Origin of the sequence: Streptococcus macacae NCTC 11558 (assembly GCF_000187995.2) — a bacterium.
GTDB lineage: Bacteria > Bacillota > Bacilli > Lactobacillales > Streptococcaceae > Streptococcus > Streptococcus macacae.
In genome coordinates this window covers 876,871-896,644 of sequence record NZ_AEUW02000001.1, presented here as the reverse complement: position 1 = coordinate 896,644, position 19,774 = coordinate 876,871, and the positions used below count along the sequence as shown (strand labels likewise).

The window sequence follows — 19,774 nt, the reverse complement described above, 5'->3', positions numbered from 1 at the left end:
TATCTAACTAAAGAAAATATATATTTGATACCTATATCTCTCTGTTCTATAATATATAAGATACTAGATAGAACTGGAGATGTTTTCATGCCAATTACCCTTGATAAAAAATTGCCTGCTGTAGATATTTTGCAGTCCGAAAATATCTTTGTAATGGATAATAAGAGAGCCACTCACCAGGATATTAGGCCAATGAGCATTTTGATTCTTAATCTGATGCCGACCAAAATAGCTACTGAAACGCAGCTTTTGCGCCTTTTGGCTAATACTCCTTTACAAATAGGAGCGGATTTTTTATACATGGCTAGTCACCATTCTAAAAATACGCAGGCTGAGCACATGAAAACATTTTATAAGACCTTTGCAGATATTGAGAAAAATTACTATGATGGTCTTATTATTACAGGTGCTCCTATTGAAACACTGCCTTTTGAAGAAGTTGATTACTGGGAAGAGCTATGTCAGGTCTTTCAGTGGTCAAGGACTCATGTTTATTCTACGCTTCATCTTTGCTGGGGAGCGCAGGCTGGTCTTTATTACCGTTACGGGATTGATAAGGTTCAAATGGCTGATAAGCTATCCGGTATTTATTTGCAGCAGGTTAAAGAACCGCTGAGTCCTTTGATGCGCGGTTTTGATGATTATTTTCTCTCACCGCATTCGCGCCATACCAAAATACTGCTGAAAGATATTGTCAATCAGACTAATCTTGAAGTATTAGCCAGTGGAGATAAGGTCGGTTTATCTATTTTAGCCAGCCGGGATATGAGAGAAGTCTATAGTTTTGGTCACTTGGAGTACGATCGTGATACGTTAGGAAATGAATATAAACGTGACCTTAAGGCAGGAAAAAATCCTAGTATTCCGGAAAATTATTACCAAAATGATGATACAGCGGCTGTCCCCAAGATGTGTTGGAATTTAGCAGCAGCAACATTTTTTAGCAATTGGATTAACTATGCGGTTTATCAGGAAACACCTTATCGCTTAGAAGAGTTGGAAAAGGATGTTTCGTTTTACAGTCATTTATAAGGAGCTTGTATGAGTTTTTTACAGCATTATAAGTCAGGGAATTTGGTCTTGCCAAGTGCCTTGCTTTTTCATTACAAAGATATTTTTACTAGCACAGATGATTTTCTGGTTTGGCAGTTTTTTTATCTTCAAAATACGACAAACAGAGATGAAATAGCAACCAGCCAGATAGCAGAAGCTATCGGTAAAACTGTTCCAGAGGTTAATCGATCAGTATCGCATTTGATCAGTCAGGAACTTTTAGATATGAAAACGATTGAATTAGAGGGTGAGAGTGAGGTTATTTTTGATGCTACCTTAGCTTTGAAAAAGTTGGATGATTTAGTTGAAGAAACAATTGAGCCAACTGCTTCCTCAGCAGATTCTGGCAATATTCTCAAAGATTTAGCAGAAGATTTTGAGCGTGAACTAGGGCGCATGCTAAGTCCCTTTGAATTAGAAGATCTTCAAAAAACGCTTTCTGATGATCAAACAGATCCTGATTTAATCCGTGCAGCGCTTCGCGAAGCTGTTTTTAATGGCAAAACAAATTGGAATTATATCCAGGCTATTCTACGAAATTGGCGGCGGGAAGGGATTTCAACACTTCGTCAGGTTGAAGAAAAACGTCAGGAACGCGAACAAGCCAGTCCGACTAATGTCTCCGTATCAGATGATTTTCTATCTGCAATGAATTTATGGAGTGATTCGAATGCTAAGTAAAAAGAAGGAAACAGTTCTGTCTCAGCGTTTACAGGAAGTTGCAAGCTTTGTACCAAAAGGTGCAAGGCTTCTTGATATTGGGAGTGATCATGCTTATCTGCCTATTTATCTTTTGAGAGAAGAAAAGATAAGTTTTGCCCTTGCTGGTGAAATTGCAAAAGGACCTTATGAGTCAGCACTTAGCAATATTGCTGCTTCAGAGCTTCAGGATAAAATTGAAGTTCGTTTAGCAGATGGTTTAGCTGCTTTTAGTGAAAAAGACAATATTGATCTTATTTCGATCTGCGGTATGGGCGGACGGCTGATAGTAGCTATTTTAAAAGCTGATCCTGTCAAATTAGCTACTGTTAAGCAGCTGATTTTGCAGCCCAATAATGGTGAAGATGAGCTGCGCTTTTGGCTGATGGCTAATGGCTTTGCTATTGCAGCTGAGAGAATTGTAGCCGATAAGGGTAAATACTATGAGATCATAGTCGCTAAAAATGGCCATATGTCCTTATCTGATAAAGAGCTGCGGTTTGGACCCTTTTTAAAACAAGAATTGTCACCTGTTTTTAAGGAGAGATGGCAAAAGGAATTGGCTAAACTGGAATCTGCCCTTACGAAAATTCCTCAGGAAAATACGGAAGAAAAACTTATTTTGCAGCAGAAAATAGATCAAATCAAGGAGGTACTTTATGAAAGCCAGCCAAATCATTGAACGTTATGAGGCGTTTTGTCCTCAAGATCTTTCTTTAGAAGGCGATATATCAGGCTTACAGATTGGGACGCTTGATAAAGAAATTGACAAGGTCATGATTGCTCTTGATGTGCGCGAGGCCACAGTAAAAGAAGCTATTGAAAAAAAGGTAGATTTGTTAATTGTTAAGCATGCTCCGATTTTTCGCCCTTTGCAAAACCTAAAGGAAACTGCTCAAAATCAGATCTATTTCAACCTAATCAAGCATGATATTGCTGTTTATGTTAGCCATACAAACATTGATATTGTTCCTGGAGGCCTTAATGACTGGTTCTGTGATTTACTGGATGTCAGCAATAGAGAAATATTAAGCCCTAGTAAGGATAATGATGGCATTGGACGTGTTGGCGACATTGCTCCGCTTCCTTTTGAAACATTAGCCCAAAAGGTTAAGAAGGTTTTTGAGTTAGACAGTATCCGCCTTGTATCTTACCGTGAGGAAAATCCTTTGATTTCTCGGATTGCCATCTGTGGCGGCAGTGGTCAGAGTTTTTATAAAGAGGCTTTGGCAAAAGGTGCTCAGGTTTATATTACAGGCGATATTTACTATCATACAGCTCAGGAAATGCTGACTAATGGCCTATTAGCCTTGGATCCTGGACATCATATTGAAGTTTTATTTGTTGCTAAACTTTGTGAAAAATTCCAAATGTGGTCTTTGCAAGAAAAGTGGGATGTTGCTATTATAGAGAGTCAAGCAAATACGAATCCTTTTTCTCATTTGTGATTATAAAATGAGGCTTGTTGGCTGATCATCAAATGAAGCCTTGTTAGCCTTATTTTTTACTTAAAAATTAATTATTTGAGGTTTTTATGAAAAAAGTTGCTGTTATTGGAGCAGGAATTGTCGGCTCAGCTGCTGCTTATTATTTGTCCAAAGAGACGGATCTTGAGGTTACTGTCTTTGATGATGGAGCAGGACAAGCGAGTAAAGCAGCTGCAGGGATTATTTGCCCTTGGTTTTCCAAGCGTCGAAATAAAAGCTGGTACCGTTTGGCACGCTTAGGTGCTGATTTTTATCAAACTTTGGTTTCTGATTTACAGGCAGATAATATTAAGACAGATTTTTATGATCAAGCCGGTGTTTTTCTCTTGAAGAAAAAGGACAGCAGTTTAGAAGAGCTGTATGAACTGGCTAAAAAACGAAGGGAACAGTCCCCTTTGATAGGTCAGTTAAGTCTTCAAAGCCGTTCAAATCTGCCAGCAGACTTAGCAGATTTGAACGGCTTTGACAGATTGCTTTACGCTTCAGGAGCAGCTCGTGTTGAAGGTTCTGTTCTGACGAAAACGCTTCTAGCTGCTAGCCGTGCAGAAATTATTAGAAAAAGAGTTTCTTTAAATGTTAGCTCAGATGGTAACTATTGGGTTTCTGATAAGCTGTTTGATGCGGTATTTCTGGCCTGTGGAGCTTGGCTGCCGCAAATTCTCAAACCGCTGGGATATGAAGTGGATATCAGACCGCAAAAAGGGCAGCTGCGCGATTATTTTTTTAAAGACAGCCATACAGGGGATTATCCTGTTATCATGCCAGAAGGTGAACTGGATATTATTCCTTTTGCTGGCGGTAAGGTCAGTATTGGAGCAACTCATGAAAATGAACAAGGCTTTGATTTATGCATAGACAGCAGACTCTTAGATGCCCTAGAAAGAGAAGCACAAACTTACTTTCCAAAACTAAATGAGGCTTATTCAAAGAGCGAACGAGTGGGAACACGGGCTTATACCAGTGATTTTTCTCCTTTCTTTGGTCAAGTGCCCCAATTAAAAAAAGTTTATGCTGCCAGCGGTCTGGGCTCTTCTGGACTGACGAGCGGGCCTTTGATAGCTTACCAGCTAGTTCAGCAGTTTTTGCATAAGGAACTGCTGCTGCCTGCTGATGACTATAGTCCCAATAACTATATCGTTAAAGGTAGCTAGTGACACTGGTCCTAAAAAGTGATAAAATGAAAAGTGATTAAATATAAAAGAGGAGACCTAGAATGAAGGGTATTATTCTTGCAGGAGGATCTGGAACACGTTTGTATCCTTTGACTCGTGCAGCTTCAAAACAACTCATGCCGGTTTATGATAAACCGATGATTTACTATCCGCTTTCAACCTTGATGTTGGCAGGTATTAAAGATATTTTAATTATTTCCACGCCTCAGGATTTGCCTCGTTTTAAAGAACTGCTTCAGGATGGTTCAGAATTTGGTATCAAGCTTTCTTATGCTGAACAGCCAAGTCCAGATGGATTGGCGCAAGCCTTTATCATCGGAGAAGAATTTATTGGTGATGATCATGTGGCTCTTATTTTGGGAGATAATATTTATTATGGTCCAGGTCTTAGCCGCATGCTGCAAAAAGCGGCTAGTAAAGAAAGCGGTGCAACTGTTTTTGGCTACCAAGTCAAAGATCCAGAACGCTTTGGTGTTGTGGAATTTGATGACAAGATGAATGCTGTTTCTATCGAAGAAAAACCTGAGCATCCTAGATCTCATTATGCTGTCACTGGTCTTTACTTTTATGATAATGGTGTTGTTGATATCGCTAAGAATATCAAGCCTAGCTCTCGCGGAGAACTTGAAATTACTGATGTCAATAAAGCCTATCTTGAGCGCGGTGACTTATCAGTAGAAGTTATGGAACGCGGCTTTGCTTGGCTGGATACAGGAACGCATGAAAGTCTGCTTGAAGCTGCCCAATACATTGAAACTGTTCAGCGTATGCAGAATTTACAGGTAGCTAATTTAGAAGAAATTGCTTATCGGATGGGCTATATCACAGCTGATGAGGTACGTGAGCTGGCACAGCCTCTGAAGAAAAATGAATACGGGCAGTATTTGCTGCGTTTGATTGGAGAAGCTTAGATGAATGAAACATCATTTTTTGGCAAGGAATTAGCAGCACGCAGGATTGCTGCTATTCCTGGTATGATTGAATTTGATATTCCAGTACATGGTGATAACCGCGGTTGGTTTAAAGAAAATTTTCAAAAAGAAAAAATGCTGCCGCTTGGTTTCCCAGAGAGCTTTTTTGCAGAAGGCAAACTGCAAAACAATGTGTCTTTCTCCCGTAAAAATGTCCTTCGCGGTTTGCATGCTGAACCTTGGGACAAGTACATCTCAGTCGCAGATGAAGGCAGGGTTCTTGGTTCTTGGGTTGACCTGCGTCAAGGTGATAGTTTTGGCCACGTCTATCAAACGGTCATTGATGCCTCCAAAGGTATCTTTGTTCCCCGCGGTGTAGCTAATGGTTTTCAAGTCTTGTCTGACAAGGTTTCATATAGCTATTTAGTTAATGACTATTGGGCCTTAGAGCTCAAACCTAAATATGCCTTTGTCAACTACGCTGATCCAAGCCTTGGTATTACTTGGGAAAACTTGGAAGAGGCAGAAGTTTCAGAAGCAGATAAAAATCACCCACTGCTTAAAGATGTCAAACCGCTTAAAAAAGAAGATTTGTAAAACAGAATCAGCTATTTTGTGCGGCTGTAGAGATAACTGTTGGGGTTTTTATCATCATATGAGATGGTTATAAAACAGGAGTTTGGAGATCTAGATTCTTATTTTCAGCATGACAGTTGCTTTCATGCTGTAGTATACTGGCTGATACTCTTTAAAAATCAAAAAATGTCATTTAATTAAAAAGAAAATAAATCAGAAAGGAATGTTTAGTTTATCTTCTAAACTAAACACGAGGGCTCATTTCCTATGAAAAAAGATAATCCTTTCCAGACGCAAGACGTCTTTGTCAGGCTTTCTCTTTTCTAGGGAAAATTTCAGCAAGCTGAAACCGCCCCTTTGTATCTTAATATATGTCTGAATATAAAAATATTATCGTCACCGGTGGCGCTGGTTTCATCGGTTCAAACTTTGTTCATTATGTTTACAACAATCATCCAGATGTTCATGTGACTGTTCTGGACAAGCTTACTTACGCTGGCAATCGCGCAAATCTTGAAGAAATTTTGGGTGAGCGTGTTGAGTTGGTTGTTGGCGATATTGCAGATAGTGACTTGGTAGATCAATTAGCAGCCAAGGCAGATGCTATTGTCCACTATGCGGCTGAAAGCCACAATGATAATTCACTAAAGGATCCTTCACCATTTATTTATACTAACTTTGTTGGTACTTATACCTTGTTAGAAGCAGCTCGTAAATATGACCTTCGCTTCCATCATGTTTCTACCGATGAAGTTTACGGAGACCTTCCTTTGCGTGAAGATCTACCAGGTCACGGTGAAGGGGAAGGCGAAAAATTTACGGCTGAAACCAAATATAACCCAAGCTCGCCTTATTCATCAACCAAGGCTGCTTCTGACTTAATTGTTAAAGCCTGGGTGCGTTCTTTCGGTGTTAAAGCAACCATTTCAAATTGTTCCAATAACTACGGCCCTTACCAGCACATTGAGAAATTTATCCCGCGTCAAATTACTAATATCTTGTCAGGCATTAAGCCTAAGCTCTACGGTGAGGGCAAGAATGTTCGCGACTGGATTCATACAAATGACCACTCAACTGGCGTTTGGGCTATTTTGACTAAGGGACGTATTGGTGAGACCTATTTGATTGGTGCTGACGGTGAAAAGAACAATAAGGAAGTACTTGAACTTATACTTGAAAAAATGGGGCAAGCAAAAGATGCTTATGATCATGTGACAGACCGTGCTGGACACGATTTGCGCTATGCGATTGATTCACGTAAATTACGTGAGGAACTTGGCTGGAAACCGCAATTCACTAATTTTGAAGAAGGTTTAACAGATACTATTGCATGGTATACTGAACATGAAGATTGGTGGAAGGCTGAAAAAGAAGCCGTTGAAGCGAAATACGCTAAAACACAGAAAATTATTAAATAGCCATAAAAAAGCCATCGTAATCATTTCTTGTGATTGATGGCTTTTTAACATCTAATACCCTTCGAAAATCTCTTCAAACCAAGTCAGCGTCACCGGCCGTACGCTAAGGACTGCCTGCAGATAGCTTTTTCGTTTGCTTTTTGATTTTCATTGAGTATAAAAGATAAAGCTCTAAAAGCAATAGAAAGACAGTTTTATTAGAGTAACTAAGTCAGAAAATTTTTCTTATAAAATCTTATGAGGAAGTTATGGCTGTATTTTTTGATATAATAGGTAAAAAATAAAGAAGGTAAACAATGACAAAACTAGCAACAATTTGTTATATTGATAATGGCAGTGAACTGCTTTTGCTGCATCGCAATAAAAAGCCTAATGATGTCCATGAAGGCAAGTGGATCAGTGTCGGTGGTAAATTAGAAAAAGGAGAAACGCCTGAGGAGTGTGCTAAGCGTGAAATTTTTGAAGAGACACACCTGCATGTTGAGAAAATGGATTTTAAAGGGATTATTACCTTTCCTGACTTTACACCTGGTCACGATTGGTATACTTATGTTTTTAAAGTCACAGCTTTTACAGGTCAGCTAATCTCTGATGAGGAAAGCAGGGAAGGAACACTTGAGTGGGTACCTTATGCTCAAGTGCTGCAAAAGCCGACCTGGGAAGGGGATTACGAGATTTTTAAGTGGATTTTAGAAGACCGCCCCTTTTTTTCAGCGCGTTTTAATTATAAAAATCAAGAATTAATAGATAAAAATGTAGTGTTTTATGATTAATAAAGATAAAAACAAGAAGTGGAGATCATAATGGAAAACAAAAAACAAGAAAAATTTAATGTCAGCTGGTTCTTTAGATGGTTTTTAAATAACCAAGCTGTCACTGTTTTATTAGTAATGCTTTTAGTTTTTTTAAATATTCTTGCTTTTACGAAAATAAGCCCGATTTTTAAACCTGTTTTTTCTTTTTTGGGAGCCATTATGCTCCCCTTGGTTATATCGGCACTCATTTATTATCTTTTAAAGCCGATTGTTGATTTTATTGAACGCCGCGGAATCAGCCGAATAACAGCTATTACAATTGTTTTTCTTGTCATAGCAGGACTTCTGATCTGGGGAGGAGCTCGTTTTTTTCCAATGCTGGAAGAACAATTGCTTTCCTTCTTTAAACATTTGCCCAGCTATGTGAAATCAGTAGATAAGCAGATATCGCATTTATTGAAAGACAACAGACTGGCTAGCTATAGACCGCAAATTGAAGATGCTGTGACAAATATCAGTAAAAAGGCCACAAGTTATGCTGAAGCTATTTCTAGAGGAGCCGTTGCCTGGGCTAGCAATTTTGCCTCTGTTATTGCGCGTACGATGGTTGCTATTTTAATTTCTCCTTTTATTGTCTTTTACCTTTTACGGGACAGTCAAAAAATGAAAAAAACTTTTGTGTCTTATTTACCGGTCAAAATCCGTCAGCCTGCTCATCGTATTTTAGGCGATGTTAATCGGCAGTTATCTGGTTATGTTCAAGGTCAGGTAACAGTAGCTATTATTGTTGGTGTCATGTTTTCGATTATGTTCACTCTTATTGGCTTACGCTATGCGGTTACCTTTGGGATTATTGCTGGTGTTTTGAATATGGTTCCTTATTTGGGCAGTTTTTTAGCGACCATACCGGTTTTTATTTTAGCCTTGGTGGAAGGTCCTCTTATGGTTGTGAAAGTCGCTCTTGTCTTTATTGCTGAGCAGACCATTGAAGGCCGTTTTGTGACTCCTCTCATTATCGGCAGTAAATTAAGTATCCATCCTATTACTATCCTTTTTATCCTTTTAACAGCAGGTTCAATGTTTGGCGTTTGGGGAGTCTTTCTTGGAATTCCAGTCTATGCTTCTATTAAAGTAGTGGTTAAAGAAATTTTTGAGTGGTATAAACCAATCAGCGGACTATATGAAGAAAAAGAGGAAATAAAAGAAGATGTTAAACAGTGAGAAGATGCTGGCTTCTATTCAAAGCCAAGATTTAAAAGCAGCAGAAACCTATTTTGAGAAGGCTCTTAAAGAAGACGACAGCGAAACGCTTCTGGCTTTAGGGGACTATCTGCAAACGATTGGCTTTTATCCGCAGGCTAAACAAGTCTATTTACAATTACAGGCAGAGTTTCCAGAAGTCCATATTAATCTTGCTCAAATGGCCAATGAAGATGGCCATACGGAAGAGGCGTTTAGGCATTTAGATGCTATTGGGCCAGACAGTCCAGATTATATAAGAGCCTTATTAGTTAAGGCAGATCTTTATGATGCAGAAGGCCTAAGTGATGTTGCGCGTGAAAAACTGTTGGAAGCTAGCCAATTGAGTTCAGAACCGCTTATTCTTTTTGGTCTGGCTGAAATTGATTTAAATTTGGGTTATTTTCAAGAGGCTATCCATTATTATGCACAGTTGGATAATCGTGCGATTTTGGAAGATACAGGTATCTCAACTTATGAGAGAATTGGACGTGCATACGCTAACATGGGAAAGTTTGAAACAGCTATTGAATTTCTGGAGAAAGCTGTTGAAATTGAATTTGAAGAAGCAACGGTTTTTGAACTGGCTGTTCTCCTCTATGAACAGGAAGAATATCAAAAAGCTAATCTTTATTTCAAGCAGCTAGACAGTATGAATCCCGATTTTCCAGGCTATGAATACGTCTATGCCCAATCGCTTCACAAAGAGCATAAGACACAGGAAGCTTTGCGCCTTTTGCAGCAGGGTTTGGCAAAAAATGATTTTGACAGCAGACTTTTACTGCTGGCTTCACAGTTTTCTTATGAATTGCATCAGCCTAAAGAAGCAGAAAGTTACCTTGAAAGAGCTTTGGAAGTGGCAGAAGATGATGAGGAAGCTCTGATGCGCCTTAGCAATCTCTATTTAGAAGAAGAGCGTTTTGAAGAAGTTGTCAATCTAAACAGAAAAGATATTGAGAATGTTTTGACAAGATGGAATATCGCTAAAGCTTACAGAGAACTTGAAAGGGATGAGGATGCCTTGAGGATTTTTGAAGAGCTGTCAGCTGATTTATCTGACAATCCCGACTTTCTTCAAGATTATATCTATCTGCTGCTTGCCTTTGGCGATAAAGACAAAGCCAAACTTTTGCTGGAACATTATCTGCAGCTTGTACCTGATGATGCGAACATGGCTGACTTGAAAGAACAACTGTGATTGTTTATGAGTATTGATCTCTTTCCTAGCGAAAAAATTCACAAATAAATTTCACAAAGTACTGGAGAAACTGTGATATAATTGAAGTAAAATTTGTGAAAGAAGGAATGTATATGACTGAGAATCATAAAGAAAATTATGGGGCTGACTTGATCGTAGACAGCCTCATTAATCATGATGTGAAGTATATTTTTGGAATTCCGGGAGCAAAGATTGACCGTGTGTTTGATACATTAGAAGACAAAGGACCAGAGCTTATTGTAGCCCGTCATGAACAAAATGCTGCTTTTATGGCTCAAGGGATAGGACGTATTACAGGAGAACCTGGAGTTGTTTTGGCGACGTCTGGTCCTGGAATTTCCAATCTCGCAACAGGTTTAGTAACAGCGACAGCAGAAGGAGATCCTGTTTTAGCTATTGGCGGACAGGTTAAACGTTCTGATTTGCTAAAACGTGCCCATCAGTCAATGAATAATGTGGCTATGCTTGAGCCAATCACAAAATATTCAGCTGAAGTTCAAGATCCTGCTACTCTCTCAGAAAATATTGCCAATGCTTACCGTCTGGCTAAGGCAGGCAAGCCAGGTGCTAGTTTTCTCTCTATCCCGCAGGATGTGACAGATAGTACTGTGGCTGTTAAAGCTATCAAACCTTTAACTGATCCTAAATTAGGTTCGGCTTCTGTTGCTGATATTAATTATCTAGCTCAGGCTATCAAAAATGCGGTGCTGCCTGTTATCCTTTTAGGAAATGGAGCCTCAACGCAAAAGGTAACAGCTTCAATCCGTAAAATTTTAGAATCGGTCAAATTACCTGTTGTAGAAACATTCCAAGGAGCAGGGATTGTTTCTCGTGAATTAGAAGAGGATACTTTTTTTGGACGTGTTGGCCTGTTTCGCAATCAGCCTGGCGATATGCTGCTGAAAAAATCAGACCTTATTATTGCTATCGGCTATGATCCGATTGAATATGAGGCTCGCAATTGGAATGCTGAGATTTCAGCTCGTATTATTGTAATTGATGTGGCCCTTGCTGAGATTGACACCTACTTTCAGCCTGAACGGGAATTAATTGGCGATATAGCTGAAACATTAGATTTATTATTGCCTGCTGTTAAGGGTTATGATTTACCAGAAGGTTCTAAAGAATATCTGCTGGGTCTTAAAAATAATATGACAGATGATCTCAAATTTGATCAAACTCCTCGTTCTGGTTTTGTCCATCCTTTAGATCTTATCAAAGTTTTACAGGACCAAATAACAGATCAGATGACAGTAACCGTTGATGTCGGCAGCCATTATATTTGGATGGCTCGTTATTTCAAGAGCTATGAAGCCCGTCATTTACTTTTTTCTAATGGTATGCAGACCTTAGGTGTGGCTTTGCCTTGGGCTATTTCTGCGGCTTTAGTGCGGCCTGATGAAAAGATTATTTCAATTTCAGGTGACGGCGGTTTCTTATTTTCTGGCCAAGAGTTAGAAACAGCTGTCCGTTTGAACCTGCCTATTGTGCATATCATTTGGAATGACGGGAAATACAATATGGTGGAATTTCAAGAAGAGATGAAATACGGACGGGCCTCAGGCGTTGATTTTGGACCGGTAGATTTTGTAAAATATGCTGAAAGTTTTGGAGCTAAAGGCTACCGTGCAAACAGCAAAGAAAAGTTTTCTGAGATACTCCGTAAAGCACTTGTTGAAGCTGAAAAGGGACCTATTTTAATTGATATTCCCGTTGACTATAAAGATAATATAAAATTAGGAGAAACTATCTTGCCAGATGAATTTTATTAAAAGGGGTGTAAGGAAATGGAAGCTAATAAATTATTTCAATATAACACATTAGGAGCATTGATGGCAGGGCTTTATGACGGTTCTTTGACCGTTGGTGAATTGCTGGAGTATGGCGATTTAGGCATAGGAACGCTTGATTCAATTGATGGAGAGCTCATTGTTTTGGATGGTAAGGCTTATCAGGCTAAGGGTTCTGGTGATAAACCAAAAGTTGTTGAGGTTCCTAAAGATATGAAAGTTCCTTATGCTGCTGTTATCCATCACGAAGCAGAAGTTATTTTTAAGCAGCGTTTTCCCATGACAGATAAGGAACTGCAAAATCGAATTGAGTCTTATTATGATGGTGAGAATCTATTTCGTTCTATTAAAATTCACGGTATGTTTGCAAAAATGCATGTTCGCATGATTCCGCGGTCTACTTCAGATGTAAAGTTTGCAGAAGCTGCCACTCATCAGCCTGAATATACGGCAGAACATATTAAAGGAACGATTGTAGGCATTTGGACACCGGAAATTTTCCATGGTGTTAGTGTCGCTGGCTATCATTTGCATTTTATTTCTGATGATCATACGTTTGGCGGCCATGTCATGGATTATGTCATCACAGAAGGGCAGGTTGAAGTAGGAGCTGTAGATCAGCTGGATCAGCGTTTTCCTGTTCAGGACCGTCAGTATCTCTTTGCTAAATTTAATGCCAAAGAGGTTCGCGGTGATATTGATAAATCAGAATAAGGATATTATATGGACAAAGAGGCTGAGACAGACAACTATGATTGCTGCACACTCTCTTCGTCTTTTATTATGAAGTCTATCCCTAGAACAGCAGATTTACAAAAATTAATGGTATACTTTTTTGACTTTTGCAGCTAATAAGAGCAGTATAAAACTTAAAAATAACAGGTTCTTAGTTGGTCAATCTGTTTTGTTCTTATTTAGAGAAAAGTAGTATAATAAAAACAAAGAAAATTGTTAGTCTTATAAAGAAGAGGTATGATTATGAGTAATCATCTAAATGAAGAGACAGCTCATCTTAACCTTGCAGCTTACAGTGCGGATGATGTATTTAAAGTTGCTGATAGCAGTATTTCTGGGCTCTCTCATGATGAGGTCAGAAAGCGTCAGACAAAAGATGGCCCCAATCGTTTGAAAGAAGCCGAAAAAGAGCCCATTTTCCTTACCTTCATTAAGAATTTTACGAGTCTAATGGCAGTCTTACTATGGGTTGGCGGAGCTGTTGCGATACTCTCCCATAGCTTAGAATTGGGGATTGCCATCTGGTTTGTCAATATTATCAATGGTATCTTTAGTTTTGTGCAGGAGCATAGAGCTAGTCAGGCTACAGAAGCTCTCAAAAAAATGTTGCCGGCTTATGCCCGCGTCATACGTGATGGGAAAGAAGAGAAGATTTTAGCAGAAGAGCTTGTCGCAGGAGATCTTGTCCTGATTGAAGAGGGAGATCATATTTCTGCTGATGGCCGCCTTATTTTTTCGACAGACTTGCAGGTGAATCAATCAGCTCTTACAGGAGAATCAAATCCAGTATCTAAAACCAGCCAGCCTGATTTGGATACCTCCAAAACAGATTTAGAGTTTGACAATATGGTTTTTGCAGGGACGACTGTTTCAAGCGGCAGTGCAAAAATGATTGTCACTGAAATTGGTATGGCAACGCAGTTTGGGCAAATAGCCCATCTGACGCAGAATATGGCAGAAGATAAAAGTCCTCTGCAAAAAGAATTGGACCGTTTAACCAAGCAGATCTCTATCATTGCAGTAACAGTAGGCGCTGGTTTTTTTATGGCGGCAACTTTCTTTGTTCATGAGCCTATAGCAAAATCTTTTATATTTGCTCTTGGTATGATTGTTGCTTTTATTCCAGAAGGATTGCTGCCAACAGTAACCCTGTCTCTAGCAATGGCTGTCCAGCGTATGGCTTTTGATCATGCTCTTGTCAAAAAACTGTCATCAGTAGAAACGTTAGGAGCTACTTCAGTTATTTGTTCTGATAAGACAGGCACCTTAACTCAAAATGAAATGACTGTTAATCAGCTTTGGCAATTATCTGGAAAATATGAAGTTACTGGACTTGGTTACTCCTCTCAAGGGGATATTATAAAAGATGGGAAAAGAGTCTCTTTAGTGGACAATGAAGCTTTAGAACATTTGGTTCGCTTTGCTCATCTTTGCAGCAATGCTCAGGTTCTTGCACCGGATGAAGAACACACTTCTTATACTATTCTTGGGGATCCAACAGAAGCTTGCCTTAACGTTCTTGCTGAAAAAGCAGGGATTACCTTAGAAAACAATCATAAATGGGGACCTCGCTTGAAGGAGTTGCCCTTTGATTCGATCCGCAAGCGGATGACAACGATACATAACATAGAAGATCTGGTAGATGGGAGTCAGTATATTTCTATTACCAAAGGAGCTCCTAAAGAGATTGCTGAGCGCTGCCATTCCTATAAAGACCAAACTGGTTTGCATGAAATGACAGATGAAAAACTGTCACAAATACTGCAGGTAAATGACGATTTTGCTCAGAATGGCTTACGTGTTTTGGCGATTGCTTACCGGCCGCTTGAAAAAGAAAATCTGCAAAATCAAGAAAAATGGAATCAGGATGTTCTAGAGAACGATATGGTATTTTTAGGATTGGTTGCCATGAGTGATCCGCCAAGAGAAGGTGTTAAAGAAGCAATTGAAAAATGCCATCAAGCTAGCATCCGTATTATTATGGTAACTGGTGATTATGGTTTAACAGCTTTAAGTATTGCAAAGAAAATCGGAATTGTGACAGGCGATGATGCTAAAGTTATCTCGGGACTGGAGTTAGAAGCTATGTCTGATGCTGATTTGAAAGAAGCTTTAAGGCATGAGATTGTCTTTGCACGTGTTGCTCCTGAACAAAAATATCGCGTTGTAACAGCCTTGCAGGAATTGGGAGAAGTTGTGGCTGTAACTGGCGATGGCGTTAATGATGCCCCTGCTCTTAAAAAAGCTAATATTGGTGTTGCTATGGGGATTACAGGTACGGATGTAGCCAAAGAATCTGCCGATATGATTTTAACAGATGATCACTTTGCTTCAATTGTTCATGCTGTTGAAGAAGGCCGCGCTGTTTATCATAATATCAAAAAGTTCTTAACCTATATTTTTAATAGTAATACACCAGAAGCAGTTCCATCAGCTTTCTTTCTCTTTTCAAGAGGTTTTATTCCTTTGCCATTGACGGTTATGCAGATTTTGGCAATTGATTTAGGTACAGATATGATCCCTGCTTTAGGATTGGGAGTTGAACCACCCGAAAAGGGAGTGATGAAGCGGCCTCCGCGTAAGCTGACAGATCGTTTATTAAATCGGCAGCTTTTGTTAATAGCTTTTGTTTGGTACGGTCTGATTGAATCGGTCTTGGCAATGGGAGCTTTCTTTCTGACTTATTTTATGCACAATGGCAATCTAGCTAGTTTTGCAGCTTCCGGTCAGCTCTATCAAGAAGCTACCAGTATGACTTTAGGTGCTATTGTCTTTTGTCAGATTGGTATGGTTATGAATAGCAGAGCTGCCAATCAATCCATTAGAAATATAAAAATTTTAGGAAATTCTGTTATTAACTTAGGTTTGATTGTTGAGTTCTTTGTTTTTCTAGCCCTAATTTATCTGCCCTTTTTCCAAAATCTTTTCCATACTGCTAGTTTAGGTATCTGGCACTGGCTTTACCTTTTTAGCTGTCCTTTTATTATGATTGCTTTAGATGAAATTAGAAAGTATTTTGTCAATAAAAAGAAGAATTAATCTTTTTCATTTAAACTAATATGAGGCCTAGGACAAAAGTCTTAGGCCTCGTGCATTTTTACGTTTTACTTGCAAGACGCAGTGGTTGGTTGGATAACCTTATCCCTTGCTGTACAAGTGACAGCGGCTATCCTAACCAACTGTGCGGAGGTGAAAGTCAAAACAGTCTACAGGACTGTTTTAGATCAGCAAGCAGAAACTGGGACTTGCTGGAAAATCAAAGACTTGGTCTGACCGATTTCTGTCTCACTCTCGTATTAGTTTTAAGACAGTAGTTAATTGGTTTGCTTTTTGATTTTCATTGAGTATAAGATAAGGTCAGTCTATTAAAAAATCAGGGGATAAAAGTTGATTTTTAGAAAATCATAACTTTTATCCCCTGATTTCATTTTACTTGTCATTTCGAAATTTATAAAGGCTGTAAATCCCAAATACTACAATCCAAATAGTAGCGCCGATAGCACCAATATAGGTTGAATCTTGCAAGAATAAAGTGATAAAGACAAAGATCATAAAAGCGGTAGTAATAGGATTGAGTATTTTATAATGAGGCATCAGATAGCCATCTGGCATAAAATCTTTGGAACGGCGGTATTTCAGATGCGCAAACATAGTTAATACATAAATAGCAATGTAAACACCAGAAGATGAGGCTGTAATTAAGGCAAAAGCATCTTTAACACCTGGAAGTACATTGATAAAAGCTGAAATAGCAATGACAATGGCTGAAAAGATAATAGCTCTGCTTGGGACACCGGTTTTTGAAAGTGTTCCTATTTTTAAGCCTGTCATAAATTTATTAGGAGCTTCATTAGCAATTTGATAAAGGTGGCGGCCGGTTGAATAAAGCGTAGAATTAAGTGCAGAAGCTGCAGAAGTTAGTACGACAAAGTTAATCAAAGCAGCGGCCCATTTAATACCAGCTAATTTAAAGACCATAACAAAAGGCGAAGTATCTTCTGGCAGCCCCCTCCAAGGGAAAATAGTCATGATAGCCAGCAGGGCACCAACATAAAAAATAACGATCCGCATAGGAATTTCCTGAATGGCTTTTGGTAAAACCTTTCTGGGATTTTGTGTTTCTGATACGGTAATACCAACGAATTCAATAGCTTGATAGGCAAAGAAGACCATTTGGAAAGACATGATAAATCTTACCCACCCTTTAGGGAACATTTCAAAATGATGTGAAATATTAGTAAGACTGACAGGCCCTTGACTGGTTTTAAAACCAGTCAGCAGCATAAAAACAGCAGTAGCGATCAAAGCCAGGATGGCAATAATTTTTATCATAGCAAACCAAAACTCTGCTTCCCCAAATACCCTAACAGCAATCAGATTAACAGAACTAAGTATAAGCAGAAAAACAATTTGAATAATCCAAGAAGGCCAGGAAGGGAACCAATACTGGACGTACTTAGCGACTGCCGTGATCTCTGCCATTCCAAGAAAAATAACAGAAACCCAATACGACCAGCCAGCAAAATAGCCCCAGCCTTTACCAATATATTTGGTAATAAAATTAATGAAAGTATGCTGGTCAGGATCGTAATAGAGCATCTCGCCCATAGCACGCATCATCCAAAACATGAAAAGCCCTGTTAAGAGATAAACAATGATAATAGATGGGCCTGTTAAAGCAATTGAGTGGCCTGATCCCAGAAAAAGTCCTGTTCCAATTGTCCCTGCGATAGCAATCAATTGAACATGACGGTTTTGAAGGCCTCGAACCATTCCATTTTCTAATTCAGGTTCAGAAGTCTTCTGGTGTTTATCCGTTTCTTTTGGCATAATAATATCCTTTTTTACTAAAAATTACTTATTATTATAATATTATTTTGATAAAAGCACAAATAAGGCAGGAAAATGGTGGCCAAAATATGAGTGAAAGGATGAGGCTGTTGCTCTTGTTTTCTGCCTTTGAAAGTAAACAATAGAAATCTTATTTTAGAGTTTCCATCACTATTGTTTCATCCGTTTTATTTTATCTTCATCAGGTGTGACCCGCAGTGTTTTTTGTCCGGTATAGGTAACAAAACCAGGTTTTGCGCCAGTTGGTTTATTCAGTTTTTTGGCTTCAATCATATCAACCTGGACGAGATTAGAAAAACGCGCTTTGGAAAAGAAGGCTGCAAGTTCAGCGGCATCTGTTTTGATAGCATCGCTGGGATTAATATTATTTTTGATTAAAACATGACTGCCTGGGATACCTTTGGCATGAAACCAGAGTTCTCCCTTTTTGGACATTTTAAAGCTCAGTTCATCATTTTGTAAGTTGTTTTTGCCGACAAGTATGATAGTGCGGCCGTCAGAAGCCAGATAAGTCTCTGGTTTTTTACGTTTGTGAATTTTTTCTTGGTGTCTGCCTTTGATAAAGCCTGTCTCAATAAGTTCTGCTCGAATATCGGCAATTTCTGAAAGATTGGCATGATTAAGAGACATTTCAACACTTTCTAAATACTGGATAGTTGCTCTGGTTTCTTCAATGAGTCCTCCAAGATGTTTAACGGCTTCTTTTAGTTTTTGGTATTTCTTAAAATAACGCTGAGCATTTTGACTGGGTGATAGGCTTTTATCTAATGAAATAGTTAATGTTTTTCCAGTGTAATAATTATCAAGCTCAACTTTATCTTGATTATTGGGGACAAGATTAAGATAAGTTGTTAGCAATTCTCCTTTTTGCCGGAAATCTTCAGCCTTGTCTGTATCTTCAAGGTCTTTTATCTGTTTTTTTAGCTTCTTTTTGTTTTTGTCAAGTTCCGTTTGAACACGGCGGATAAGATCGCTAGCCTGCTGAGCAATACGGTCACGTTCTGCTTTATCTTGATAAAAATAATCTAATAAATCAGACAGAGAACCGCTTTGTTTTTGAGAATCTGTAAAGGAAACAGCAGCAAAAGATTTTTTTGTTAGACTGGGGCTGGTTGGCAAAGCAAAGAAATTTCTAAAATTTTTGACTTTGTCTGATTGCAGCCTTTTTAGGAGTTCTTCTGTGCTGTCACGCCCTAATCCCTGAAATAATGTTTGCAGGTTTCTTGCATTTAGTGTCTCTGTTTGAAGCAATTCAAACAGTTTTTCATCAGAAATAGTAAAAGGGTTTTGGGCATCTGTTTTTGGTGGAGCTAGGTAGGTAGAGCCAGGTAAAACAGTTCGGTAGCTATTTTGTGAAAAGCCAATATGTTTGATCGATTCGATAATTTTATTTTCATTTTTATCAATGAGAATAATATTGCTGTGCTTTCCCATTATTTCAATCATTAGGGTTACTTTAGTCTGATCGCCGATTTCATTTTTATTAGAGACCCTTAATTCTACAATACGGTCATTTTCAATCTGATTAATAGCTTCAATGACAGCTCCTTGCAGATACTTTCGCATAATCATGGTAAAAGTGTTAGGCTTAGGAGGATTTTGAACATTAGTTTGGGTTATTTGCAGGCGCCCAAAAACAGGATGGGCAGACAGGAGCAATTTATAGTTTTGCCCATTATTTCGGACAGCTAGAACAAGTTCTTGTTCAAAGGGCTGATTAATCTTCTGGATACGGCCTCCAAGGAGCTGTTCTTTTAGTTCTTTAATGAGATGATGTAAAAAAAAGCCATCAAAGGACATGGTCTACCCTCTTTCTTTTTAATTGCTATTAGCTATTATACCATAAGGAAAAAAGAAATCGTTTTTTCT

General features: G+C 38.7%; 16 protein-coding genes. 14 read left to right on the top strand and 2 right to left on the bottom strand.

Annotation, left to right across the window (positions count from 1 at the left end; all coding sequences use genetic code 11):
• Window positions 1-87: 87 nt before the first annotated feature.
• The 14 genes from metA (at window position 88) to STRMA_RS04180 (ending at window position 16,093) form a co-directional block, all read left to right on the top strand.
• Window positions 88-1,032 carry a homoserine O-acetyltransferase MetA gene (metA, locus tag STRMA_RS04245; RefSeq protein WP_003082293.1) on the top strand — a complete coding sequence of 315 codons (945 nt, stop codon included), beginning with the start codon at window positions 88-90 and terminating at the stop codon, window positions 1,030-1,032.
• Between the two features lie 9 nt (window positions 1,033-1,041).
• Window positions 1,042-1,734: a DnaD domain-containing protein gene (locus STRMA_RS04240; protein WP_003079030.1), complete on the top strand. Its 693-nt coding sequence runs from the start codon at window positions 1,042-1,044 to the stop codon at window positions 1,732-1,734.
• Complete coding sequence (locus STRMA_RS04235; protein ID WP_003081879.1) at window positions 1,724-2,434, top strand: tRNA (adenine(22)-N(1))-methyltransferase; 711 nt, start codon at window positions 1,724-1,726, stop codon at window positions 2,432-2,434. Before STRMA_RS04240 ends, STRMA_RS04235 begins: the two co-directional genes overlap by 11 nt.
• On the top strand, window positions 2,412-3,200 hold the full coding sequence (locus STRMA_RS04230; protein WP_003080413.1) for a Nif3-like dinuclear metal center hexameric protein: 789 nt from the start codon (window positions 2,412-2,414) through the stop codon (window positions 3,198-3,200). The genes STRMA_RS04235 and STRMA_RS04230 overlap by 23 nt, the downstream gene beginning before the upstream one ends.
• A gap of 86 nt (window positions 3,201-3,286) precedes the next feature.
• Window positions 3,287-4,390 (top strand): NAD(P)/FAD-dependent oxidoreductase, encoded by a 1,104-nt coding sequence (locus tag STRMA_RS04225; RefSeq protein WP_003082327.1) that lies wholly within the window; start codon window positions 3,287-3,289, stop codon window positions 4,388-4,390.
• Between the two features lie 62 nt (window positions 4,391-4,452).
• The gene (rfbA, locus tag STRMA_RS04220) at window positions 4,453-5,322 is read left to right on the top strand and encodes a glucose-1-phosphate thymidylyltransferase RfbA (protein WP_003080946.1); all 870 of its coding nucleotides are present in this window, start codon (window positions 4,453-4,455) and stop codon (window positions 5,320-5,322) included.
• A complete protein-coding gene (locus STRMA_RS04215; RefSeq protein ID WP_003078694.1) occupies window positions 5,323-5,919 on the top strand; it encodes a dTDP-4-dehydrorhamnose 3,5-epimerase family protein in 597 nt (198 codons plus the stop codon).
• A 350-nt stretch (window positions 5,920-6,269) separates the two neighbouring features.
• Window positions 6,270-7,316, top strand: coding sequence for a dTDP-glucose 4,6-dehydratase (rfbB, locus tag STRMA_RS04210; protein WP_003081518.1), 1,047 nt, complete (start codon window positions 6,270-6,272; stop codon window positions 7,314-7,316).
• A 296-nt stretch (window positions 7,317-7,612) separates the two neighbouring features.
• Window positions 7,613-8,089: an NUDIX hydrolase gene (locus STRMA_RS04205; protein ID WP_003078906.1), complete on the top strand. Its 477-nt coding sequence runs from the start codon at window positions 7,613-7,615 to the stop codon at window positions 8,087-8,089.
• A 30-nt stretch (window positions 8,090-8,119) separates the two neighbouring features.
• Complete coding sequence (locus STRMA_RS04200) at window positions 8,120-9,292, top strand: AI-2E family transporter (protein ID WP_003081205.1); 1,173 nt, start codon at window positions 8,120-8,122, stop codon at window positions 9,290-9,292.
• On the top strand, window positions 9,279-10,508 hold the full coding sequence (locus tag STRMA_RS04195) for a tetratricopeptide repeat protein (protein ID WP_003079373.1): 1,230 nt from the start codon (window positions 9,279-9,281) through the stop codon (window positions 10,506-10,508). Before STRMA_RS04200 ends, STRMA_RS04195 begins: the two co-directional genes overlap by 14 nt.
• Window positions 10,509-10,621: 113 nt before the next feature.
• A complete protein-coding gene (gene alsS, locus STRMA_RS04190) occupies window positions 10,622-12,301 on the top strand; it encodes an acetolactate synthase AlsS (RefSeq protein ID WP_003080057.1) in 1,680 nt (559 codons plus the stop codon).
• A 15-nt stretch (window positions 12,302-12,316) separates the two neighbouring features.
• A complete protein-coding gene (gene budA, locus STRMA_RS04185) occupies window positions 12,317-13,033 on the top strand; it encodes an acetolactate decarboxylase (RefSeq protein ID WP_003082418.1) in 717 nt (238 codons plus the stop codon).
• A 264-nt stretch (window positions 13,034-13,297) separates the two neighbouring features.
• On the top strand, window positions 13,298-16,093 hold the full coding sequence (locus STRMA_RS04180; RefSeq protein WP_003080028.1) for a cation-translocating P-type ATPase: 2,796 nt from the start codon (window positions 13,298-13,300) through the stop codon (window positions 16,091-16,093).
• A 390-nt stretch (window positions 16,094-16,483) separates the two neighbouring features.
• On the opposite strand, the gene STRMA_RS04175 is transcribed toward STRMA_RS04180, so the two are convergent.
• Window positions 16,484-17,884 (bottom strand): amino acid permease, encoded by a 1,401-nt coding sequence (locus STRMA_RS04175; RefSeq protein ID WP_003079756.1) that lies wholly within the window; start codon window positions 17,882-17,884, stop codon window positions 16,484-16,486.
• A gap of 171 nt (window positions 17,885-18,055) precedes the next feature.
• Complete coding sequence (locus tag STRMA_RS04170; RefSeq protein ID WP_003078598.1) at window positions 18,056-19,705, bottom strand: Rqc2 family fibronectin-binding protein; 1,650 nt, start codon at window positions 19,703-19,705, stop codon at window positions 18,056-18,058.
• Between the last annotated feature and the right edge of the window lie 69 nt (window positions 19,706-19,774).

What these genes read in the sequence shown, in the direction of transcription:
- budA (WP_003082418.1), top strand. Translation starts at nt 12,317, where the DNA reads ATGGAAGCTAATAAATTATTTCAATATAACACATTAGGAGCATTGATG.
- STRMA_RS04205 (WP_003078906.1), top strand. Translation starts at nt 7,613, where the DNA reads ATGACAAAACTAGCAACAATTTGTTATATTGATAATGGCAGTGAACTG.
- metA (WP_003082293.1), top strand. Translation starts at nt 88, where the DNA reads ATGCCAATTACCCTTGATAAAAAATTGCCTGCTGTAGATATTTTGCAG.
- STRMA_RS04195 (WP_003079373.1), top strand. Translation starts at nt 9,279, where the DNA reads ATGTTAAACAGTGAGAAGATGCTGGCTTCTATTCAAAGCCAAGATTTA.
- STRMA_RS04235 (WP_003081879.1), top strand. Translation starts at nt 1,724, where the DNA reads ATGCTAAGTAAAAAGAAGGAAACAGTTCTGTCTCAGCGTTTACAGGAA.
- STRMA_RS04240 (WP_003079030.1), top strand. Translation starts at nt 1,042, where the DNA reads ATGAGTTTTTTACAGCATTATAAGTCAGGGAATTTGGTCTTGCCAAGT.
- STRMA_RS04200 (WP_003081205.1), top strand. Translation starts at nt 8,120, where the DNA reads ATGGAAAACAAAAAACAAGAAAAATTTAATGTCAGCTGGTTCTTTAGA.
- STRMA_RS04180 (WP_003080028.1), top strand. Translation starts at nt 13,298, where the DNA reads ATGAGTAATCATCTAAATGAAGAGACAGCTCATCTTAACCTTGCAGCT.
- alsS (WP_003080057.1), top strand. Translation starts at nt 10,622, where the DNA reads ATGACTGAGAATCATAAAGAAAATTATGGGGCTGACTTGATCGTAGAC.
- STRMA_RS04230 (WP_003080413.1), top strand. Translation starts at nt 2,412, where the DNA reads ATGAAAGCCAGCCAAATCATTGAACGTTATGAGGCGTTTTGTCCTCAA.
- STRMA_RS04225 (WP_003082327.1), top strand. Translation starts at nt 3,287, where the DNA reads ATGAAAAAAGTTGCTGTTATTGGAGCAGGAATTGTCGGCTCAGCTGCT.
- STRMA_RS04170 (WP_003078598.1), bottom strand. Translation starts at nt 19,705, where the DNA reads ATGTCCTTTGATGGCTTTTTTTTACATCATCTCATTAAAGAACTAAAA.
- STRMA_RS04175 (WP_003079756.1), bottom strand. Translation starts at nt 17,884, where the DNA reads ATGCCAAAAGAAACGGATAAACACCAGAAGACTTCTGAACCTGAATTA.
- rfbB (WP_003081518.1), top strand. Translation starts at nt 6,270, where the DNA reads ATGTCTGAATATAAAAATATTATCGTCACCGGTGGCGCTGGTTTCATC.
- STRMA_RS04215 (WP_003078694.1), top strand. Translation starts at nt 5,323, where the DNA reads ATGAATGAAACATCATTTTTTGGCAAGGAATTAGCAGCACGCAGGATT.
- rfbA (WP_003080946.1), top strand. Translation starts at nt 4,453, where the DNA reads ATGAAGGGTATTATTCTTGCAGGAGGATCTGGAACACGTTTGTATCCT.